This window comes from Methylobacterium sp. AC690 (assembly GCF_979256535.1).
Map to the genome: position 1 here is coordinate 1 of NZ_CEEDOX010000008.1, position 15,716 is coordinate 15,716.

The window sequence follows — 15,716 nt, forward strand, 5'->3', positions numbered from 1 at the left end:
AGGGCAACGCCAACCAGCAGAACTTCCCCACCCAGCAGTACGGCCAGACCTCGGGCGGTAACCGCTGCTGATCGGACCCGCGAAGGAGACTCACATGCTGCTGAAAGGCTTCTCCTACGCCATGGTCGCGGCTTTTGCCGGCGGCCTCGTCTTCACCATCGTCGGCTCGGCTCAGGCCTATCTCAACCTGTAAGCCGTCTCGGACCGACGGACATCCTCACCGACCCGCCCGGCCTCCGCCGCGGCGGGTCGCGCCGTGTCCGCCCCGACGCGGCGATGTCCGACCGCCTCGCCCTCGTGCCGATCGCCGGCCCGGGAACACATTGACCGCAGGGACGTCACACCCGGTCACAGCGGGACCGGAACGGGCAACACAGAGCGATGGCGCACAGGGCGGGGCGAGGCGAACGGCAAGGTGACCGGCAAAGTGACCGGCAAGACGGTGAACCGGTCGGCGGACGAGGCGACCGGCAAGAGGCGGGGCACGACGCGGACGGCACCGCGAAGGACCTGCATCCGCGCAAGTTCGATCTGCTCAACCTCAGCCTGGTCGACGTGAACGGGGGGCTGCGGCCCTACCTCAACGTCTTCCTGCTGGTACACCGCGAGTGGAGCGCGACCACCGTCGGCCTCGTGACCACCTTGGCGGGCCTCGTCGGCGTCGGCCTGCAGGCACCGCTCGGGGCCGTGATCGACCGCGCGCGCGACAAGCGCCTGGCCATCGTGGCCGCCCTGATGGCGGCCTCGGCCGGAGCGGTGGTCATCGCGCTCTGGCCGCAATTCTGGCCGGTGCTCCTGGCCTTCACGGTCCTGACCGCGGCGGGCAGCAGCTTCACCCCGACCATCGCGGGCCTCACCCTCGGCATCTTCCCGAAGGCCCGCCTGTCGCGCCGGATGGGCCGCAACAGCGCCTGGTACCGGGCCGGCAACGTCGTCATCGCAGTCCTGATCGCGCTGGTCGGCTACGGCTTTCCCGACCGGGCGGTGTTCTTCCTCGTGCCCGCCCTGTCGTTCGCGGCTGCCGCGGCCGTCCTGTCGATCCCCCGCGACATCGTCGGCCGCGAGCTCGCCGAGGGGGTGAAGCCGAAGCCGCGCTCGGGCGCGGCCTTTAAGGTGCTCCTCGACAACCGCCCGCTCCTCGTCTTCGCCGCGTCGATCTTCCTGTTCCAGCTGGCCAACGGGCCGATGGCCTCCCTGGTCGCGCAGAAGATCTCCCTGGCGCACGAGAACTGGTCGGCCGCCATCACCTCGACGACCATCGTGGCGGCGCAGGCGGTGATGCTGCCCATGGCCATCCTGGTCGGACGCTTCGCCGACGGCTGGGGGCGCAAGCCGATCCTCCTGTTCGCCTTCGCGATGCTGCCGGTGCGGGCGCTGCTCTACACCGTGTCGGACGACGCCCTCTGGCTCTTCGCGGTGCAGGCCCTGGAGGGCGTGAGCACCGGCCTCTACAGCGCCATCAAGCCCCTGGTGATCGCCGACCTGATGGAGGACAAGGCCCGCTACAACCTCGCCTCGGGGGTGGTGGCCACCGTCCAGGGCGTCGCCATCGCCCTCTCGAACGTGCTGGCCGGCAGCCTCGTCGATGCCAGCGGCTTCACGGCGGCGTTCCTGGTGTCGGCAGGCATCGGCCTCGGCGCGGCCCTGCTCCTCACCCGCATGCCGGAGCCCTCGGGGCAGCGGGCCTGACGCGGTCCCGTCGCCGCCGGGGGCGATGCGCCAAACCTCCGGGACGCGAGCCCCGGGGACGCGAGCCTTGGAGACGCGAGCCCCGGGGACGCCGCGGCGGGGCTCAGCGCAGGGTCGCCGACTCGCCGGGCTCCAGCGGGCGGTCCTCGTCCGGCCCGCTCACGGCGTTCAGGCGCTGGAGATGCTCGAAGACATGGGCGAAGGCGTCCGTGACGGCCTTCTCGAAGCTGCCGTCGGACCGCCCCTGGGCGGCCTTCAGGGCGCTGAGCAGGGCTTGATGCGTTTCGGTGTCCCGCGACATGGCTGTCCTCCCGGCCGGACGGATGACCCGTCCGGGAGTGCAAGCGCCGGCATGGATCGCCGGTTCCGAGGGCCCGGACGCGCGCGGTCCCGAAGGCCCGATCGGCGCGGCGCGGCGCCTCGCGCAACTGTCATCGAACCTTGACCGTCGGCACCCGTTATCCGCCGGCCCCTGCAGGCCGGAGACACCCCCTCGGCATGCGTTCCCGTTCCCTTCTCCTCGGCACCGTCGTCATTCTCGCCGCCGGGGCCGGCCTCGCCGGGTTCGGCCGCGTCAGCTATGCGCCGACGCCGTCGCGCGAGGCCCTCGCGAATCCCGACCGCTACCCGATCTCGACGGCCTACGACGTCCTCGGGCGCCGCATCGGCCGGGAGGAGGCCGCGACCCTGCGCACCACCGAGGCGGGGCGCCGGACGCTGTCGCCCGAGGCCGGCGCCTTCGCCATCGACGAGGCGGTCATCGCCCGCGGGCGGGAGGCCTTCTACACCGAGACCTTCGGGAACGAGGTCTTCCTCACCGACGTGATGGGGATGCTCGACGGCGCCCTGACGCCCTACGAGGTCGCCCGCGCCGTGCTGCTGCTGGGCGGGAAGGCCACCAACAACCTCCAGGTCCGCGTCGCCCAGGACGTGCGGATCGGCGAGCGCCAGTGGCGCAAGGGCGACCTCGTCTCGACCGGGCTCGACGTCGAGGCGGGCGGCCTCGGCATCATCGGCCTGAAGACCTTCTACGACCGGGGCCACCTGCGCCTCGGCATCACCTGCGCCCTCTGCCACGCGGCCGTCGACCCCCAGTCCGGCAAGGTCGTGGAGGGCGCCCCGAACGCCGACCTGAATGCCGGGCTGCTCCTCGCCCTCTCGGCCAACGCCTCCGCCTACTTCATGCACGGCAGCATCGACCTCGCGGCCCTCGCGGGCGATCCGTCACGAACCGTTCCGACCGCCGGCGGAGGGAGCGCGGTGCTGCCCGACCGGGACAGGCTCGAGGCGGCGGCCAAGGTCGAGGTCGCGAGCTGGCCGCCGGGCAGCTTCGATTCCTCCGCCGACCGGGTGACGAACCCGACCTCGATTCCGTCGAGCTTCTCGGCCTACGGCGAGCCCTACAGCTGGAGCGGACGCGAGGCGGTCGGGCCCTTCCACGGCCTGTCGTCGTTGAACAACAACGTGCACGCGGCCAATTCGGACACGACGCAGCTCGCGGCCGCCGCGCCCTGGCTGTTCGGCATCGATCCGGACCTCTACCTCGGCATCCTGCTCCAGGGGGCGGCGAACCCGGCCCTGCGCTACGATCCGCAGGCGGCCCAGCGGCCGAGCGCGATCCTGGCCGCCTTCGACCCGACGCCGGCTTCGCCCGGCCTCAACCGCTACGCCGTCCTGCCGAGCTTTCCGGCGACGAACTACATGACCGATAACGGGCTCTTCGCCTCCGCGGCCGGGGAGCCGGCGAACTTCGCCAACAACGCCATGTCGGCCTTCCAGAACCTCCTGCGTCCGCCGCCGGCGCCGAAGGCACAGGCCGAGGCCGGCCGCGCGGTGTTCGCGCGGGCCGGCTGCGGCGGCTGCCATGCCGGCCCGGCGCTGACCAACAACCGGATCGTGCCCGTGGGCGAGATCGGTACCGAGCCGACCCGGGCCCGCGCGGGGGCCAAGATGGAGGCGCACCTGTCCGCCCCCGCGATGTTTGCGACCGACACGCCCTTCCCGCTGCCGGCCGACCCCAGGATCGTGCCGATCCCCCTGGAGGGCGAGGCCCTGAAGCAGGTCCAGCTCGGCTGGGCCCATGCCGGGACCGAGGGCGGCTACAAGGTCCCGAATCTCGTCGGCCTCGCCTGGTCGGCGCCCTACCTGCACGATGGCGGCGTGGCGGCGGGGACCGACCTCGCCGGCGCGCTCGGCGTGCCCGGCACCCTGGAGCGCGGTCGCGCGCCGGACCCGCGCAACAGCCTGCGCGCCCTGGTGGACCGGGATCTGCGCGGGCGGGTCGTGGCCGCCAACCGCGCCTCCGCCACGGCGCGCACGGCGCGGGTGACGGGAGAGGGGCACCGCTACTGGGTCGATGCCGCCGCCGGCTACGGCCCCGCCGACCAGGACGCGCTGCTGGGCTACCTGCTCTCCATCGACGCCCTGACGCAGGACGTGCCGGTGCCATGAGCCTGGCCGGGGACGCGCAACGGGAGACCACCATGCAGACGGCCGGGACCACCGAGGGGGCCCCGCGCCTCGAACGCAAGGCGGTCGCCGCCGTGGTGCTGGGCAACGCCCTCGAGTTCTACGACTTCACCATCTACGCCTTCTTCGCGAAGCCCATCGGCGAGGCGTTCTTCCCCTCGGCGAACGCCACCGACAGCCTGCTCGCCTCCCTGGCCCTGTTCGGCATCGGCTACGTCATGCGGCCCGTCGGCGGCATCCTCATCGGGGCCTTCGCCGACCGGGCGGGGCGCAAGCCCGCGATGCTGATCACCATCGCGCTGATGGCCATCGGCATGGTGATGCTGGCGGCCGCCCCCGGCTACGCCACCCTGGGGGGCTGGTCGCAGGTCATCGTCATCGTGGGCCGGCTCATCCAGGGGCTGGCCCTCGGCGGCGAGGTCGGCCCCTCCACCGCCTATCTCCTGGAGGCCGCCCCGGGACAGCACCGCGGCTTCGTGGCGAGCTGGCAGATCGCCAGCCAGGGCTGCGCCGCGCTGATCGCCGGCCTCGTGGCCTCGGTCCTGACCTACGCGGTCGGCGACGACGCCATGGCGAGTTGGGGCTGGCGGGTGATGTTCGCGCTGGGCATCGGCGTCGTGCCCGTGGGTCTGATCATCCGCAGCCATCTGCCCGAGACGGCCGGCGCGCGCGCCGACCCGGCCGCGGCCGAGTCCACCCTCGCGGTGGTCCGGCGCCTGGTGCGCGAGCACGGCCGGATGCTGGTCCTGACCTTCCTCATCATCGCGGCCTCCACCGTCTCCAACGCGGTGGGCACCAACATGCCGGTCTATGCCCAGGCCACCCTCGGCCTCACGGAGACGATCTCCACCGCCGTGCCCATCGCCCTCGGCCTCGCCTCCATCGCCTTCCCGCTCCTCGGCGGCTGGCTGGCCGATCGGTTCGGCCGGCGCCCGGTGATGATCTGGCCCCGCGCGCTCATCGTCGTGCTGACCGTGCCGGCCTTCGCCTGGCTCGTGCGCGACCCGACCGGCCCGTCGGTCTACGCCGTGACCTTCCTGCTCTCGGCCCTGTCCTCGATCAACGCGGCGGCGATCATCGTGGCGATTCCCGAGGCCCTGCCGCGGGCGGTGCGCAGCGCGGGGCTCTCCATCGTGTACGCCTTCTCGGTCTCGATCTTCGGCGGCAGCACGAACTACGTCGTGAACAAGCTCATCGCCCTCTCGGGCGACAAGCTCGCCCCGGCCTACTACCTCGTGGCCTTCAGCATCGTGGGCACGATCGCGGCCTTCCTCATGCCCGAGACCCGCGGCCGGGACCTCGAGGCGAACGCGGAGGCGCGCTGAGGGGCGGCCCCGGCGCGCCGCCCCCGTCAGCCTCGGACAAGATTGGCTCCCTAAAGCTTCGGTCATGAATGATCGGGACCGGAGCCGACCGTGACAGGCGTCTACCTCTTCGACTTGGCCTCGCAGCAGGCGCGCTACCTCGCGGTGCGTCAGTCGACCATCGCGAGCAACGTCGCGAACGCCAACACGCCCGACTACAAGGCCCGGGACGTGGTGCCGTTCTCCGAGGTGATGGCGCGCACGGCCTCCGCCGGCATGACCATGACGGAGAGCGCCCACGTCACCTCCGGCGAGAACCGCATCCCGACCAAGCCGGTCGCCGCGGCCGACGCCTGGGACGCGCTCTCGACCTCGAGCTCGGTGAGCCTGGAGCAGGAGATGCTCAAGGCCGGCGAGGTCAGCCGCGACCACAACCTGAACATGGGCATCGTCAAGGCCTTCGACCGGATGCTCAAGGCGGCGGTGAAGTCCTGATGATCGACCCCCTCGCCGCCTCCACCCGTCTCGCCAGCGCCGGCATGGAGGCGCAGTCCCTGCGCCTGCGCATCGCCGCCGAGAACGTCGCCAACGCGCAATCCGTCGGCGACGCCCCCGGGGCGGACCCCTATGCCCGCAAGACCGTGACCTTCCGGGCCGCCCTGGACCGGGCCGCCGGCGGCCCCACGGTGGCCCTGCGCAAGATCGGCACCGACGACGCACCGTTCCGCATCGAGCGCGACCCCGGCAATCCGGCGGCCGATTCCGACGGCAACGTGAAGATGCCCAACGTCAACGTGCTGGTGGAGATGGCCGACATCCGCGAGGCCAACCGCTCCTACGAAGCCAACGTCCAGGTGATCAAGCAGGCCCGCGCCATGGTCGCCAGCGTCATCGACCTCCTGAGAACCTGAGACCCGCGATGATCGAAGCCCTCACCTCGCTCGCCGCCTTCGACCGGGCCGCCGGCATCACCCGCACCGACTCGGCCGCGCCGCTGGCGCGCACCAGCTTCCCCGTGAGCCCGCCGACCGCCACGGCCGGTGCCGGCACCGATTTCGGGGACGTCATGGCGCAGCTCGCCAGCGGCCTGCGCACCTCCCTGCGCACCGGCGAGGCCACCGCCATCTCGGGCATCCAGGGCAAGGCCTCGACGCAGCAGGTGGTCGAGGCGGTGATGTCGGCCGAGCAGAGCCTGCAGACCGCCATCGCCGTCCGGGACAAGGTGGTCGCCGCCTATCTCGAACTCAGCCGCATGCCGATCTGACGATCCGATCGCGTGAAACCCCCTGCCAAACGCTTCGACGGGACCGTGACACCATGAGAGCGCTCGCCATCGCGGCCACGGGCATGAACGCCCAGCAGATGAACCTCGAGGTCATCGCCAACAACATCGCCAACCTGAACACCACCGGGTTCAAGGGCGCGCGGGCCGAGTTCACCGACCTGCTCTACCAGGCCGAGCGCCAGCAGGGCGTGCCGAACCAGGCCGGCCAGGAGCCGGTGCCGGAGGGCGCGATGCTCGGCCTCGGCGTGCGCACGGCCGCCATTCGCAACCTGCACCGGCAGGGGCCGCTCGCCAACACCGCCAACCAGCTCGACCTCGCGGTGAACGGCCGGGGCTACTTCCAGATCACCAACCCGAACGGCGAGATCAACTACACCCGCGCCGGCTCGTTCAACCGCAACAACACCGGCCAGATCGTCACCCTGGAGGGCTACGCCCTCGACCCGGCGATCCTCATCCCCAACGGGGCCGTCGACGTGGTGATCAACCAGTCGGGCCAGGTCTTCGCCAAGGTGGACGGGCAGGTGCAGGCGCAGAACCTGGGCCAGATCACGCTGGCGAACTTCGCCAACGATGCCGGCCTGGAGCCCCTCGGCAACGGCCTCTACCGCGAGACCGCGGCCTCCGGCGCCCCCGTCACCGGCGTGCCCGGCGACCCGAGCTTCGGCAAGCTGCAGCAGGGCTACCTGGAAAGCTCGAACGTCGATCCCGTCAAGGAGATCACCAACATGATCACGGCCCAGCGCGCCTTCGAGATGAACTCGAAGGTGATCCAGGCCGCCGACGAGATGGCCGGCACGATCTCCAAGGGCATCCGCTAAGCGCGTCGGGCGGCGCCGCCGCCTGAGCCCCACACCCCCACCTCCGCGCGGCGGCTACGGGCGGCATCGGCTCTCCGCCGGGGCCGCGGCCGCCCGTCCGGGCATTCTCCAAGGGCGCGACCACGTCATGGGTATTCACCTTCCGGGCCTGTCCCCGCGCAGCCGGTGCCGCCTCGCCGCCGTCGGGCTCGCGCTGCTGGCCGGGCCGGCCGCGGCCGAGGACCTGCTGCTTCCGGTGCCGACGGTGACGATCTATCCCGGCGACACCATCAAGCCGTCGATGCTGCGGATGCAGGCCTATCCGGAGACCTTCAAGGCCCGGACCGCCGTGGTCGACGCCGCCCTGGCGATCTCCGGGCGCGTCGCCAAGCGGATGCTGCTGCCGGGCGAGCCGGTGCCGGTCAACGCCATCGACGATCCCCGCCTCGTCAGCCGGGGCACGCCGACGCAGATCGTGTTCGAGGAGCACGGCCTGCTCATCACCGCCGTCGGCGCGCCGCTCCAGAACGGCGGCCTCGGCGACGTCATCCGCGTGCGCAACACCGACACCAACCGCATCGTCCTCGGCACCGTGATGGCCGACGGCCGAATCCGGACCGGGGACCATTGATGCGCCGCCACCTTCCCAAGATCCCGGCGAAGATCCCGGCCAAGTTCGCGGCCAAGTTCGCGGCCAGAATTCTGGCGCTCGTCGCAGCCCTCCTCCTCGCCCTGCCCACGCCCGCCCTGGCCGGAACCCGGATCAAGGACATCGCCACCCTCAAGGGCGTGCGCGACAACCAGCTCGTGGGCTACGGCCTCGTCACCGGCCTGCAGGGCACCGGCGACACCCTGCGCAACGCCCAGTTCACCGAGCAGTCGCTGCAGTCGATGCTGGACCGCATGGGCATCAACGTCCGCGACGCCCGCCTGCGCACCCGCAACGTCGCCGCCGTGATGGTGACCGCCGACCTGCCGCCCTACACGGGCACCGGCTCGCGCATCGACGTCACCGTGACCTCGCTCGGCGACGCCACCTCCCTCAAGGGCGGCACCCTGCTGATGACGCCCCTGATGGGCGGCGACAGCCTGACCTACGCGGCCGCGCAGGGACCCCTCGCGGTCTCGGGCTTCAGCGTCGGCGGCCAGGCCGAGACCGTGACGCAGGGCGTGCCGACCGCCGGGCGCATCCCCAACGGCGCCCTGATCGAGCGCGAGGTGCCGGGGACCTTCCGGGACCTGCCCGAACTGGTGTTCGAGTTGAAGAACCCCGACTTCAAGACCGCCACCATGGTGGCCGACGCCATCAACGCCTACGCCCTCGCGCGCTTCAACCGCCGGGTCGCGTCGCCGCGCGACCAGCGGGCCATCACGTTGCTGCGGCCGAGCAACATCGCCCAGACCCGGTTCGTGGCCGAGATCGGCGACCTCACCGTCAACCCCGACACCCCGGCCCGCGTCGTCGTCGATCAGCGCACCGGGACGGTGGTGATCGGCCGCAACGTCCAGATCTCCACCGTGGCGGTGACGCACGGCAACCTCACGGTGCGGGTGACGGAGGCCCCGGAGGTCTCGCAGCCGGCCCCGTTCTCGAACGGGCAGACGGCCGTGGTGCCCCGCACGGAGGTCGCGATCAACGAGCAGCCCGGCCGGATGGCGATCATCGGCGGCTCGGATCTCCAGACCCTGGTGCGCGGCCTCAACAATGTCGGGCTGAAGCCCAGCGACATCATCTCGATCCTCCAGGCGGTGAAGACCTCCGGGGCGCTTCAGGCGGAGCTCGTGGTGCAATGAGCGCGGTGACCGACCTGCCCCTGCCGCGCGAGGCAACCCGCCTCGTCGTGCGCCCGCCCGGCCCGACGCCGCCCACCCGCTGGCTCGCCCTGATGGCGCTGCGGGTCCTGCTGTTCGTCGGCCTTCTGGCACTCGCCTCCTTCGGCCTCGGTCCGGCCGGCGCCCTCGAGGGCGGCCGCCCGGCGATCTCCGGGCTGAACCCCGGCCCGCTGCCGAAGGCCGCGCCGAAGCCGGCCGCGCCCCGCCTCGCCGTCGCGGCCAAACCCGTCGCCGGGGTGGCCGAGCCGGTCACGGTCGTGTCCCAGCCGATCGAGACCACGGGGGCGATCGAGGCCAAGGCGTCCGACAAGGTGTCCGAGGTCAAGACGGCCGAGCCCAAGATGTCCGAGCCGGCACAGGTCGCCGAGGTCCGGGCTCCCGAGCCCGAGTTGGCGAAGCCCGCGCCGAAGCCGCCGGCCTATTGCGCCAGCATCGCGGACGCCGCCGCCGATGCGCGCTTCGCCTGGCAGAAGGAGCAGCTGGCGATCCTGGAGAAGCAGGTCGAGGAGCGGATCGCCGCCCTGGAGGCCAAGCGCGCCGAGTACGAGACCTGGCTCGCCCGCCGCGACGCGTTCCTGGCCAAGGCCGACGAGGGCGTGGTGGCGATCTACACCAAGATGCGGGCGGATGCCGCCGCCCTCCAGCTCGCCAACATGCCCGACGAGGGCGCCGCCGCGATCCTGACCAAGCTCAACGCCCGCACGGCGAGCGGAATCCTGAGCGAGATGGAGGCCGCGCGCGCCGCACAGCTGGCCCGCATGATGACCGAGATGGGCAAGACCGGCGCGTCCAGGACCGACCCGAGCGGCAAGACCGATCCGAGCGGCAGGACCGACCCGAACAAGAAGCCCCGCACGAGCGAGAAATCCTGATGCTTCCCAACACGTTCCGGGCCGGCCTGATCCTGGTGCTGGCGGCGCCCGCCCTCGGCGCCTGCAACACGCCGGTGGACCGGATCGGCCAGGCGCCGCTGCTGACGCCGATCGGTACCGGCCTGCAGCCGCCGCGCGAGGCCCTGCCGACCACCTACGGGTCCCTCGGACGCCGCACCTATCACTCGACCTGGGCGCCGGGCAGCGCCGAGATGTTCCAGGATCCGCGCGCCCGCAACATCGGCGACGTGATCACGGTCTCGATCCTCATCGACGACAAGGCGCAGTTCGGCAATTCGAGCGATCGCTCGCGCAGCCAGAAGTCGGGCCTCGGCTTCGATTTCGGCTACGGCGTCTCGGCCCTGAAGGACACGGCCACCGCCGATGCCGGCATCCGCTCCTCCACGGAGACTAAGGGCGCGGGCAACATCGACCGCTCCGAGGTGCTGCGCCTGCAGGTCGCCGCCATCGTCACCGAGCAGATGCCCAACGGCAACGTCGTGATCAGCGGTTCGCAGGAGGTGCGGGTGAACAACGAGGTCCGCGTCCTCACCGTGGCGGGCATCGTCCGGCCGCGGGACATCTCGCGCAAGAACACCATCGACTACGACAAGATCGCCGAGGCGCGCATCTCCTATGGCGGGCGCGGCCGCATCTCGGACGTGCAGGCGCCGACCTTCGGCCAGCAGGTCTTCGAGACCCTGGCGCCGTTCTGAGATCGGGCGAGGGGGAGCGGAACCATGGCAGCCAAGGACGACAAGACGGGGGCGAAGAAGGGCGGCGGCAAGGGCTGGATCCTGGCCCTCGCCCTGACCAGCCTCGTCGCCATCGGCACGGGCGGTGGCCTGGGCATGTACCTCCTGTCCACCGTCGAGAAGGCGGTGGACGTGAAGAAGAAGGACGAGGACGACAAGGCGGTGAAGGTCCTGAAATACACCGGCGACGTGGCCCTGCGCAGCGTCGGCTCGGTGGTGACCAAGCTCGCCGACAGCAACGATGCCTGGGTCCGCCTCGAATCCTCGGTCGTGTTCAAGACCGGCTCCGTGCCGAACCCGGACGTGGCGCTCGCCGAGATCCGCTCCGACATCGTCGCCTACCTGCGCACCGTCTCCCTGAAGCAGCTCGAGGGCGCCAGCGGGCTCCTGCACCTGCGCGAGGACCTCAACGAGCGGGTGGCCCTGCGCACGAAGGGGCAGGTCCGCGAGCTGATCGTCGAGATGCTGGTGGTGCAGTAGGGCGCCGTCGCCGGAGCCTCGTCACCCTCGGCCGCTGGGAAGAACCATGAAACCGCTCACCACCGCAGGCCTCGTCCTCGCCGCCGGCCTCGCCCTCACGGGGCCGGCGCTGGCCCAGTCGGCCACCGGCCTGCCCGCCCTCGATGCGCTGCTGCCGGCCGGCAACGGGGCGGCGAGCGGGCGCATCCTGCAGCTCGTGGCGCTGCTGACCGTGCTGTCGCTGGCCCCCGGCCTCCTCGTCATGGTGACGAGCTTCACCCGGTTCGCCATCGCGTTCTCGTTCCTGCGCTCGGGCCTCGGCCTCCAGAGCACGCCGGCCAACATCTTCCTCGTCAGCCTGTCGCTGTTCATGACCTTCTACGTCATGGCGCCGACCTTCGACCGCGCCTGGAACGAGGGCCTGCGGCCGCTCACCGAGAACCGGATCTCCGAGACGGAGGCCATCCCCAAGCTCGTCGAGCCGTTCCGGGAATTCATGACCCAGCACGTCCGCCCGAAGGACCTGCAGACCTTCACGGACCTGGCCAGCCGCAACATCCCGAAGGCCGAGGGCGGGGAGAAGATCGACCTGCGCATCCTGATCCCGGCCTTCATGATCTCGGAACTGCGCCGCGGCTTCGAGATCGGCTTCCTGATCGCCCTGCCGTTCCTGGTCATCGACATGATCGTCTCCACCATCGTCATGTCGATGGGCATGATGATGCTGCCGCCCACCGTGATCTCGCTGCCGTTCAAGGTGCTGTTCTTCATCCTGATCGATGGCTGGAACATGCTGGTCGGCGGCTTGGTGCGGTCGTTCTTCTGACGAGGCGCTCGTCCGCCGGTCATGACCTGCGGAACGACTTGTCGCTCCAACCCAATAAGGGATCGATTTGTTCCCTTAACAAGACTGAAACGCTGATGACCAGTACAGGGCCGACGCTCTGTTTTTCGTACTCCAAATCACCGGGGTCCTGTATCGTGCACCCGTGCGGTTGGATTGCGGAGATGTTTGATGTTTCAGTCCTGTTCCTGTTCGGCGAACCATTCCGGCGACTGCACGGGACCGGGCGACAGCACCGGACCGGGTGACTTCACGGGACCGGACGACCTGGGCCGGCGCGCCTTCCTGGCCAGTGCCGTCGGGGTCGGGATGTCCCTGGCCGTGGCACCCGGCGCCGTCGCGCAGGCGGCCCCGGTTCCCCCCGGCCGGACGGCGTTCATGGAGGAGGCGACCCGGCTCGCGATCGAATCCGTCGCGAAGGGGTGGGGTGGGCCGTTCGGCGCCGTGATCGTCAAGGACGGGGAGATCATCGGGCGCGGTCAGAATCGCGTGCTGCTGACCGGCATTCCGGTCTTCCACGCGGAGATCACCGCCATCATGGATGCCTCTGCCCGGCTCAACCCGAAGGCCTTGCTCGGCAGCGATTACGGCGCGGGCACGATCCTGGAGATGATCCCGCGTGAGCCCGGTTCGCCCGATCCGGTGGCCGAACGGGCCAAGATGCTCAAGGGCTGCGAGATCTACATCAACGGTGCGCCCTGCCCGATGTGCATGAGCGCCATCTACTGGTCGCGCATCGACCACGTCTACTTCGCGGCCAGCCTGGAGGACACGAGCAAGATCGGCTTCGACGACGCCTTTCAGTACGAGGATTTCGCCAAGCCCTGGGATCAGCGCCGCATCCGGGTCAGCGAGAACTTCGAGCGCGAGACGGGGCTGAAGGCCTACGAAGCCTGGATGAACAAGGCGGACCGCCACCCCTACTGATCGCGCGGCGGCGACGGCGCAATCTCCGCGCAAGGCTGGCGGGCGATGGGACGCTATCGGATCGCGGATCCGTAGCGGAGCAGCCCACCGAATGTCCGGTCTTCAGCACGCCGAACGGCTCTGGAACAACATCCTCGCGCTCGGCGGCCGGCGGATCGCCGCCCTGTCGCTGATCGGCGTGGTGGTCTTCCTCGCCGTCGGCCTCGGCGCCTTCTACCTCAGCCGGCCCGCCCAGGAGACGCTCTACACGGGGCTGAGCCGCGAGGATGTCGGCCGCATCGGCAGCGTGCTCAAGGACGCCAACATCCCCTTCGACGTCAGCGCCGACGGCGCGGCGGTGCTGGTCGCCTACGGCCACACGGCCCAGGCCCGGATGCTGCTCGCCGAGAAGGGCCTGCCGCAGAGCTCCAAGGCCGGCTACGAGCTCTTCAACGACCTCGGCTCCCTCGGCATGACCTCGTTCATGCAGGAGGTGACCCGCGTGCGCGCCCTGGAGGGTGAGATCGCCCGCACGATCCAGGGCATGAAGGGCGTCAAGGCCGCCCGCGTGCACATCGTCCTGCCCGATCGCGGCTCGTTCCGCCGCGACCAGCAGCCCCCCTCCGCCTCGGTGGTGGTGCGGACCGAGCCCGCCGACGACGTCAGCGGCGCCCAGTCGATCCGCCACCTCGTCGCCTCCGCGGTGCCCGGCATGAAGCCCGACCGCGTCACCGTGATCGGCTCGGACGGCTCGCTCCTGCTCTCGGGGGACGATGCCAATGCGGTGCCCACCGGCAAGATGGCGACCCTGGAGAAGACCATCGGCCACGAGGTCCAAGACAACATTCGCCGGACCCTGACTCCCTATCTCGGCGTCGGCAACTTCGAGGTCAGCGTCGCGGCGCGCCTGAACACCGACAAGACCGTGCAGAACGAGACGATCTTCAACCCCGACCAGCGCGTCGAGCGCTCGACCCGGGCCGTGCGCGAGACCGAGAACTCGCAGAACCGCAACGCCGCCCAGCGGCCCACCACCACGCAGCAGAACCTGCCCGACCAGCGCGCCCGCTCGGATGGCGGCGACACCGCCAGCAACGAGACGCAGAAGCGCGAGGATCTGACGAACTACGAGATCTCCTCGAAGACGATCCAGACGGTGAGCGACGGCTACAACATCAAGCAGATCTCGGTGGCGGTCCTCGTCAACCGCGCCCGCCTCACCGCCCTGGCCGGGCCGGATGCCAGCAAGGCCGCCATCGACGCGCAGGTCGCCGAGATCGAGCAGCTCGTCGGCTCCGCCGCGGGCTTCAACAAGGAGCGCGGCGACAACGTGAAGGTCGCCGCCGTCGGCTTCGTCAACGACGGGCAGCCCCTGGAGCCGGTGGCCCCCCTCAGCCTCACCGACGTGCTGATGCGCCAGTCGGCCACCCTGATCAACGCCGGGACCATCCTGCTGGTCGCGGGCCTGCTGATCTGGTTCGGCCTGCGCCCCGCCATGCGGGCCATCCTGGAGATCCCGGCCGCCCAGCAGGAGGAGGCCCGCGCCCTGGCCGCGGCGGCAGAGGCCCAGGCCCTCGCCGCAGCCGCGCCGAATGCGGCGCTCGCCGGTCCCAACGCCGCCCTCGGCGCCGATCCGGACGCGGTCCCGAGCCTCGCGGCGCCCGGCCAGAGCCCGGTCGCCAGCATGATCGAGGACCTCACCGAGAAACTGAATCGTTCGCCCCAGAAGAGACTTGAGCAGATGATCGAGGCCGACGAGGCGCAGGCCGCCGAGATCCTGAAGCGCTGGCTCCTGCGTGAGGCCGCGTGATGGCCCCCGCGATCGCCCGCCTCCTTCCCGATTTCTCCGACGCCGTCGTGCCGGTCCGCGGCGCTCCGGCCCCCCGCGCCGCCGCGCCTGCCGCTGCCGCTGCCGCGGCGCCCCGTCCCTCCGAAGGCCTCGCGGCCCTGCTGCGCCGGCCCGTGGAACCGCCGGAGGACCGCGAGGCCCTGCTCCGCGCCGCCGAGGCAAGGGGCCTGGAGCGCGGACGCGAACTCGGCCGGGCCGAGGCCGCCGCCGAATCCGCCTCGGTGATCGCCTGCCTGCAGGCGGATCACGAGGCCCGCCTCGTCGAGATGCGCCAGGCTTGGTGCGTGGACGAGGGCGACCGCCTCGCGACCGGTTTCTCCGACGCGCTCCAGGCCCTCGGCGCCGGGCTCACCGACCGGGTCGGGCATCTGCTCGTGCCCGTGCTGACCGAGGCCCTGCGCCGCCAGGCCGTCGACGAGCTGGCCCAGAGCCTCGCCCGCATCCTCGGCGATGCCCGTGCGCCCGTGCGGGTGAGCGGACCGGCCGACATTCTCGACGCCGTGGCGGGCAAGCTCGGCCCCTTCGAGGCCACCATCGCGTTCCAGCCCTCCGACGCCGTCGACGTCTCGGTGCAGGCCGACCAGACCGTGATCGAGACCCAGCTCGGCGCCTGGGGCCGCCTGATGACCGCCGCGGTCCAGGGAGCCTGAC

General features: G+C 71.1%; 17 protein-coding genes. 16 read left to right on the top strand and 1 reads right to left on the bottom strand.

Annotation, left to right across the window (positions count from 1 at the left end; translation table 11 throughout):
- Window positions 1-381: 381 nt before the first annotated feature.
- A complete protein-coding gene (locus tag AC0IY1_RS10735) occupies window positions 382-1,689 on the top strand; it encodes an MFS transporter (protein WP_082513227.1) in 1,308 nt (435 codons plus the stop codon).
- A gap of 103 nt (window positions 1,690-1,792) precedes the next feature.
- Here the strand turns inward: AC0IY1_RS10735 and AC0IY1_RS10740 are convergent, their stop codons facing one another.
- Window positions 1,793-1,990, bottom strand: a complete 198-nt coding sequence (locus AC0IY1_RS10740; RefSeq protein ID WP_055957369.1) for a hypothetical protein — start codon at window positions 1,988-1,990, stop codon at window positions 1,793-1,795.
- A 197-nt stretch (window positions 1,991-2,187) separates the two neighbouring features.
- Between AC0IY1_RS10740 and AC0IY1_RS10745 the strand changes: the two genes are divergently transcribed.
- From AC0IY1_RS10745 to AC0IY1_RS10815, 15 genes are all read left to right on the top strand, one after another.
- Window positions 2,188-4,140 (top strand): hypothetical protein, encoded by a 1,953-nt coding sequence (locus tag AC0IY1_RS10745; protein WP_055957366.1) that lies wholly within the window; start codon window positions 2,188-2,190, stop codon window positions 4,138-4,140.
- Between the two features lie 32 nt (window positions 4,141-4,172).
- On the top strand, window positions 4,173-5,483 hold the full coding sequence (locus AC0IY1_RS10750) for an MFS transporter (RefSeq protein ID WP_055957672.1): 1,311 nt from the start codon (window positions 4,173-4,175) through the stop codon (window positions 5,481-5,483).
- A 90-nt stretch (window positions 5,484-5,573) separates the two neighbouring features.
- Complete coding sequence (flgB, locus tag AC0IY1_RS10755; RefSeq protein WP_055957363.1) at window positions 5,574-5,957, top strand: flagellar basal body rod protein FlgB; 384 nt, start codon at window positions 5,574-5,576, stop codon at window positions 5,955-5,957.
- A complete protein-coding gene (flgC, locus tag AC0IY1_RS10760; protein ID WP_055957358.1) occupies window positions 5,957-6,373 on the top strand; it encodes a flagellar basal body rod protein FlgC in 417 nt (138 codons plus the stop codon). Before flgB ends, flgC begins: the two co-directional genes overlap by 1 nt.
- An 8-nt stretch (window positions 6,374-6,381) precedes the next feature.
- Window positions 6,382-6,726, top strand: a complete 345-nt coding sequence (gene fliE / locus AC0IY1_RS10765; protein WP_055957355.1) for a flagellar hook-basal body complex protein FliE — start codon at window positions 6,382-6,384, stop codon at window positions 6,724-6,726.
- A gap of 53 nt (window positions 6,727-6,779) precedes the next feature.
- Window positions 6,780-7,568: a flagellar basal-body rod protein FlgG gene (gene flgG / locus AC0IY1_RS10770; protein ID WP_055957351.1), complete on the top strand. Its 789-nt coding sequence runs from the start codon at window positions 6,780-6,782 to the stop codon at window positions 7,566-7,568.
- 127 nt (window positions 7,569-7,695) lie between these two features.
- Entirely contained in the window at window positions 7,696-8,178 is a 483-nt protein-coding gene (gene flgA / locus AC0IY1_RS10775) for a flagellar basal body P-ring formation chaperone FlgA (protein WP_082513226.1), read from the top strand.
- On the top strand, window positions 8,178-9,341 hold the full coding sequence (flgI, locus tag AC0IY1_RS10780; protein ID WP_082513225.1) for a flagellar basal body P-ring protein FlgI: 1,164 nt from the start codon (window positions 8,178-8,180) through the stop codon (window positions 9,339-9,341). Before flgA ends, flgI begins: the two co-directional genes overlap by 1 nt.
- A gap of 380 nt (window positions 9,342-9,721) precedes the next feature.
- Window positions 9,722-10,252, top strand: coding sequence for a MotE family protein (locus AC0IY1_RS10785; RefSeq protein WP_471769737.1), 531 nt, complete (start codon window positions 9,722-9,724; stop codon window positions 10,250-10,252).
- The gene (gene flgH, locus AC0IY1_RS10790; protein ID WP_055957344.1) at window positions 10,252-10,968 is read left to right on the top strand and encodes a flagellar basal body L-ring protein FlgH; all 717 of its coding nucleotides are present in this window, start codon (window positions 10,252-10,254) and stop codon (window positions 10,966-10,968) included. Before AC0IY1_RS10785 ends, flgH begins: the two co-directional genes overlap by 1 nt.
- Before the next feature lie 24 nt (window positions 10,969-10,992).
- Window positions 10,993-11,487 (top strand): flagellar basal body-associated FliL family protein, encoded by a 495-nt coding sequence (locus AC0IY1_RS10795; RefSeq protein ID WP_471769450.1) that lies wholly within the window; start codon window positions 10,993-10,995, stop codon window positions 11,485-11,487.
- A gap of 46 nt (window positions 11,488-11,533) precedes the next feature.
- Window positions 11,534-12,292, top strand: a complete 759-nt coding sequence (gene fliP, locus AC0IY1_RS10800) for a flagellar type III secretion system pore protein FliP (RefSeq protein ID WP_055957338.1) — start codon at window positions 11,534-11,536, stop codon at window positions 12,290-12,292.
- 189 nt (window positions 12,293-12,481) lie between these two features.
- Window positions 12,482-13,237: a nucleoside deaminase gene (locus tag AC0IY1_RS10805; RefSeq protein ID WP_082513224.1), complete on the top strand. Its 756-nt coding sequence runs from the start codon at window positions 12,482-12,484 to the stop codon at window positions 13,235-13,237.
- Between the two features lie 91 nt (window positions 13,238-13,328).
- A complete protein-coding gene (gene fliF / locus AC0IY1_RS10810) occupies window positions 13,329-15,026 on the top strand; it encodes a flagellar basal-body MS-ring/collar protein FliF (protein WP_055957336.1) in 1,698 nt (565 codons plus the stop codon).
- Entirely contained in the window at window positions 15,026-15,715 is a 690-nt protein-coding gene (locus AC0IY1_RS10815; protein WP_471769452.1) for a hypothetical protein, read from the top strand. The genes fliF and AC0IY1_RS10815 overlap by 1 nt, the downstream gene beginning before the upstream one ends.
- The last annotated feature ends 1 nt before the right edge of the window (window position 15,716 follow it).

What these genes read in the sequence shown, in the direction of transcription:
- flgC (WP_055957358.1), top strand. Translation starts at nt 5,957, where the DNA reads ATGATCGACCCCCTCGCCGCCTCCACCCGTCTCGCCAGCGCCGGCATG.
- flgH (WP_055957344.1), top strand. Translation starts at nt 10,252, where the DNA reads ATGCTTCCCAACACGTTCCGGGCCGGCCTGATCCTGGTGCTGGCGGCG.
- AC0IY1_RS10815 (WP_471769452.1), top strand. Translation starts at nt 15,026, where the DNA reads ATGGCCCCCGCGATCGCCCGCCTCCTTCCCGATTTCTCCGACGCCGTC.
- flgI (WP_082513225.1), top strand. Translation starts at nt 8,178, where the DNA reads ATGCGCCGCCACCTTCCCAAGATCCCGGCGAAGATCCCGGCCAAGTTC.
- flgG (WP_055957351.1), top strand. Translation starts at nt 6,780, where the DNA reads ATGAGAGCGCTCGCCATCGCGGCCACGGGCATGAACGCCCAGCAGATG.
- AC0IY1_RS10785 (WP_471769737.1), top strand. Translation starts at nt 9,722, where the DNA reads ATGTCCGAGCCGGCACAGGTCGCCGAGGTCCGGGCTCCCGAGCCCGAG.
- AC0IY1_RS10750 (WP_055957672.1), top strand. Translation starts at nt 4,173, where the DNA reads ATGCAGACGGCCGGGACCACCGAGGGGGCCCCGCGCCTCGAACGCAAG.
- AC0IY1_RS10735 (WP_082513227.1), top strand. Translation starts at nt 382, where the DNA reads ATGGCGCACAGGGCGGGGCGAGGCGAACGGCAAGGTGACCGGCAAAGT.
- AC0IY1_RS10740 (WP_055957369.1), bottom strand. Translation starts at nt 1,990, where the DNA reads ATGTCGCGGGACACCGAAACGCATCAAGCCCTGCTCAGCGCCCTGAAG.
- fliE (WP_055957355.1), top strand. Translation starts at nt 6,382, where the DNA reads ATGATCGAAGCCCTCACCTCGCTCGCCGCCTTCGACCGGGCCGCCGGC.
- flgA (WP_082513226.1), top strand. Translation starts at nt 7,696, where the DNA reads ATGGGTATTCACCTTCCGGGCCTGTCCCCGCGCAGCCGGTGCCGCCTC.
- AC0IY1_RS10805 (WP_082513224.1), top strand. Translation starts at nt 12,482, where the DNA reads ATGTTTCAGTCCTGTTCCTGTTCGGCGAACCATTCCGGCGACTGCACG.
- fliF (WP_055957336.1), top strand. Translation starts at nt 13,329, where the DNA reads ATGTCCGGTCTTCAGCACGCCGAACGGCTCTGGAACAACATCCTCGCG.
- AC0IY1_RS10795 (WP_471769450.1), top strand. Translation starts at nt 10,993, where the DNA reads ATGGCAGCCAAGGACGACAAGACGGGGGCGAAGAAGGGCGGCGGCAAG.
- AC0IY1_RS10745 (WP_055957366.1), top strand. Translation starts at nt 2,188, where the DNA reads ATGCGTTCCCGTTCCCTTCTCCTCGGCACCGTCGTCATTCTCGCCGCC.
- fliP (WP_055957338.1), top strand. Translation starts at nt 11,534, where the DNA reads ATGAAACCGCTCACCACCGCAGGCCTCGTCCTCGCCGCCGGCCTCGCC.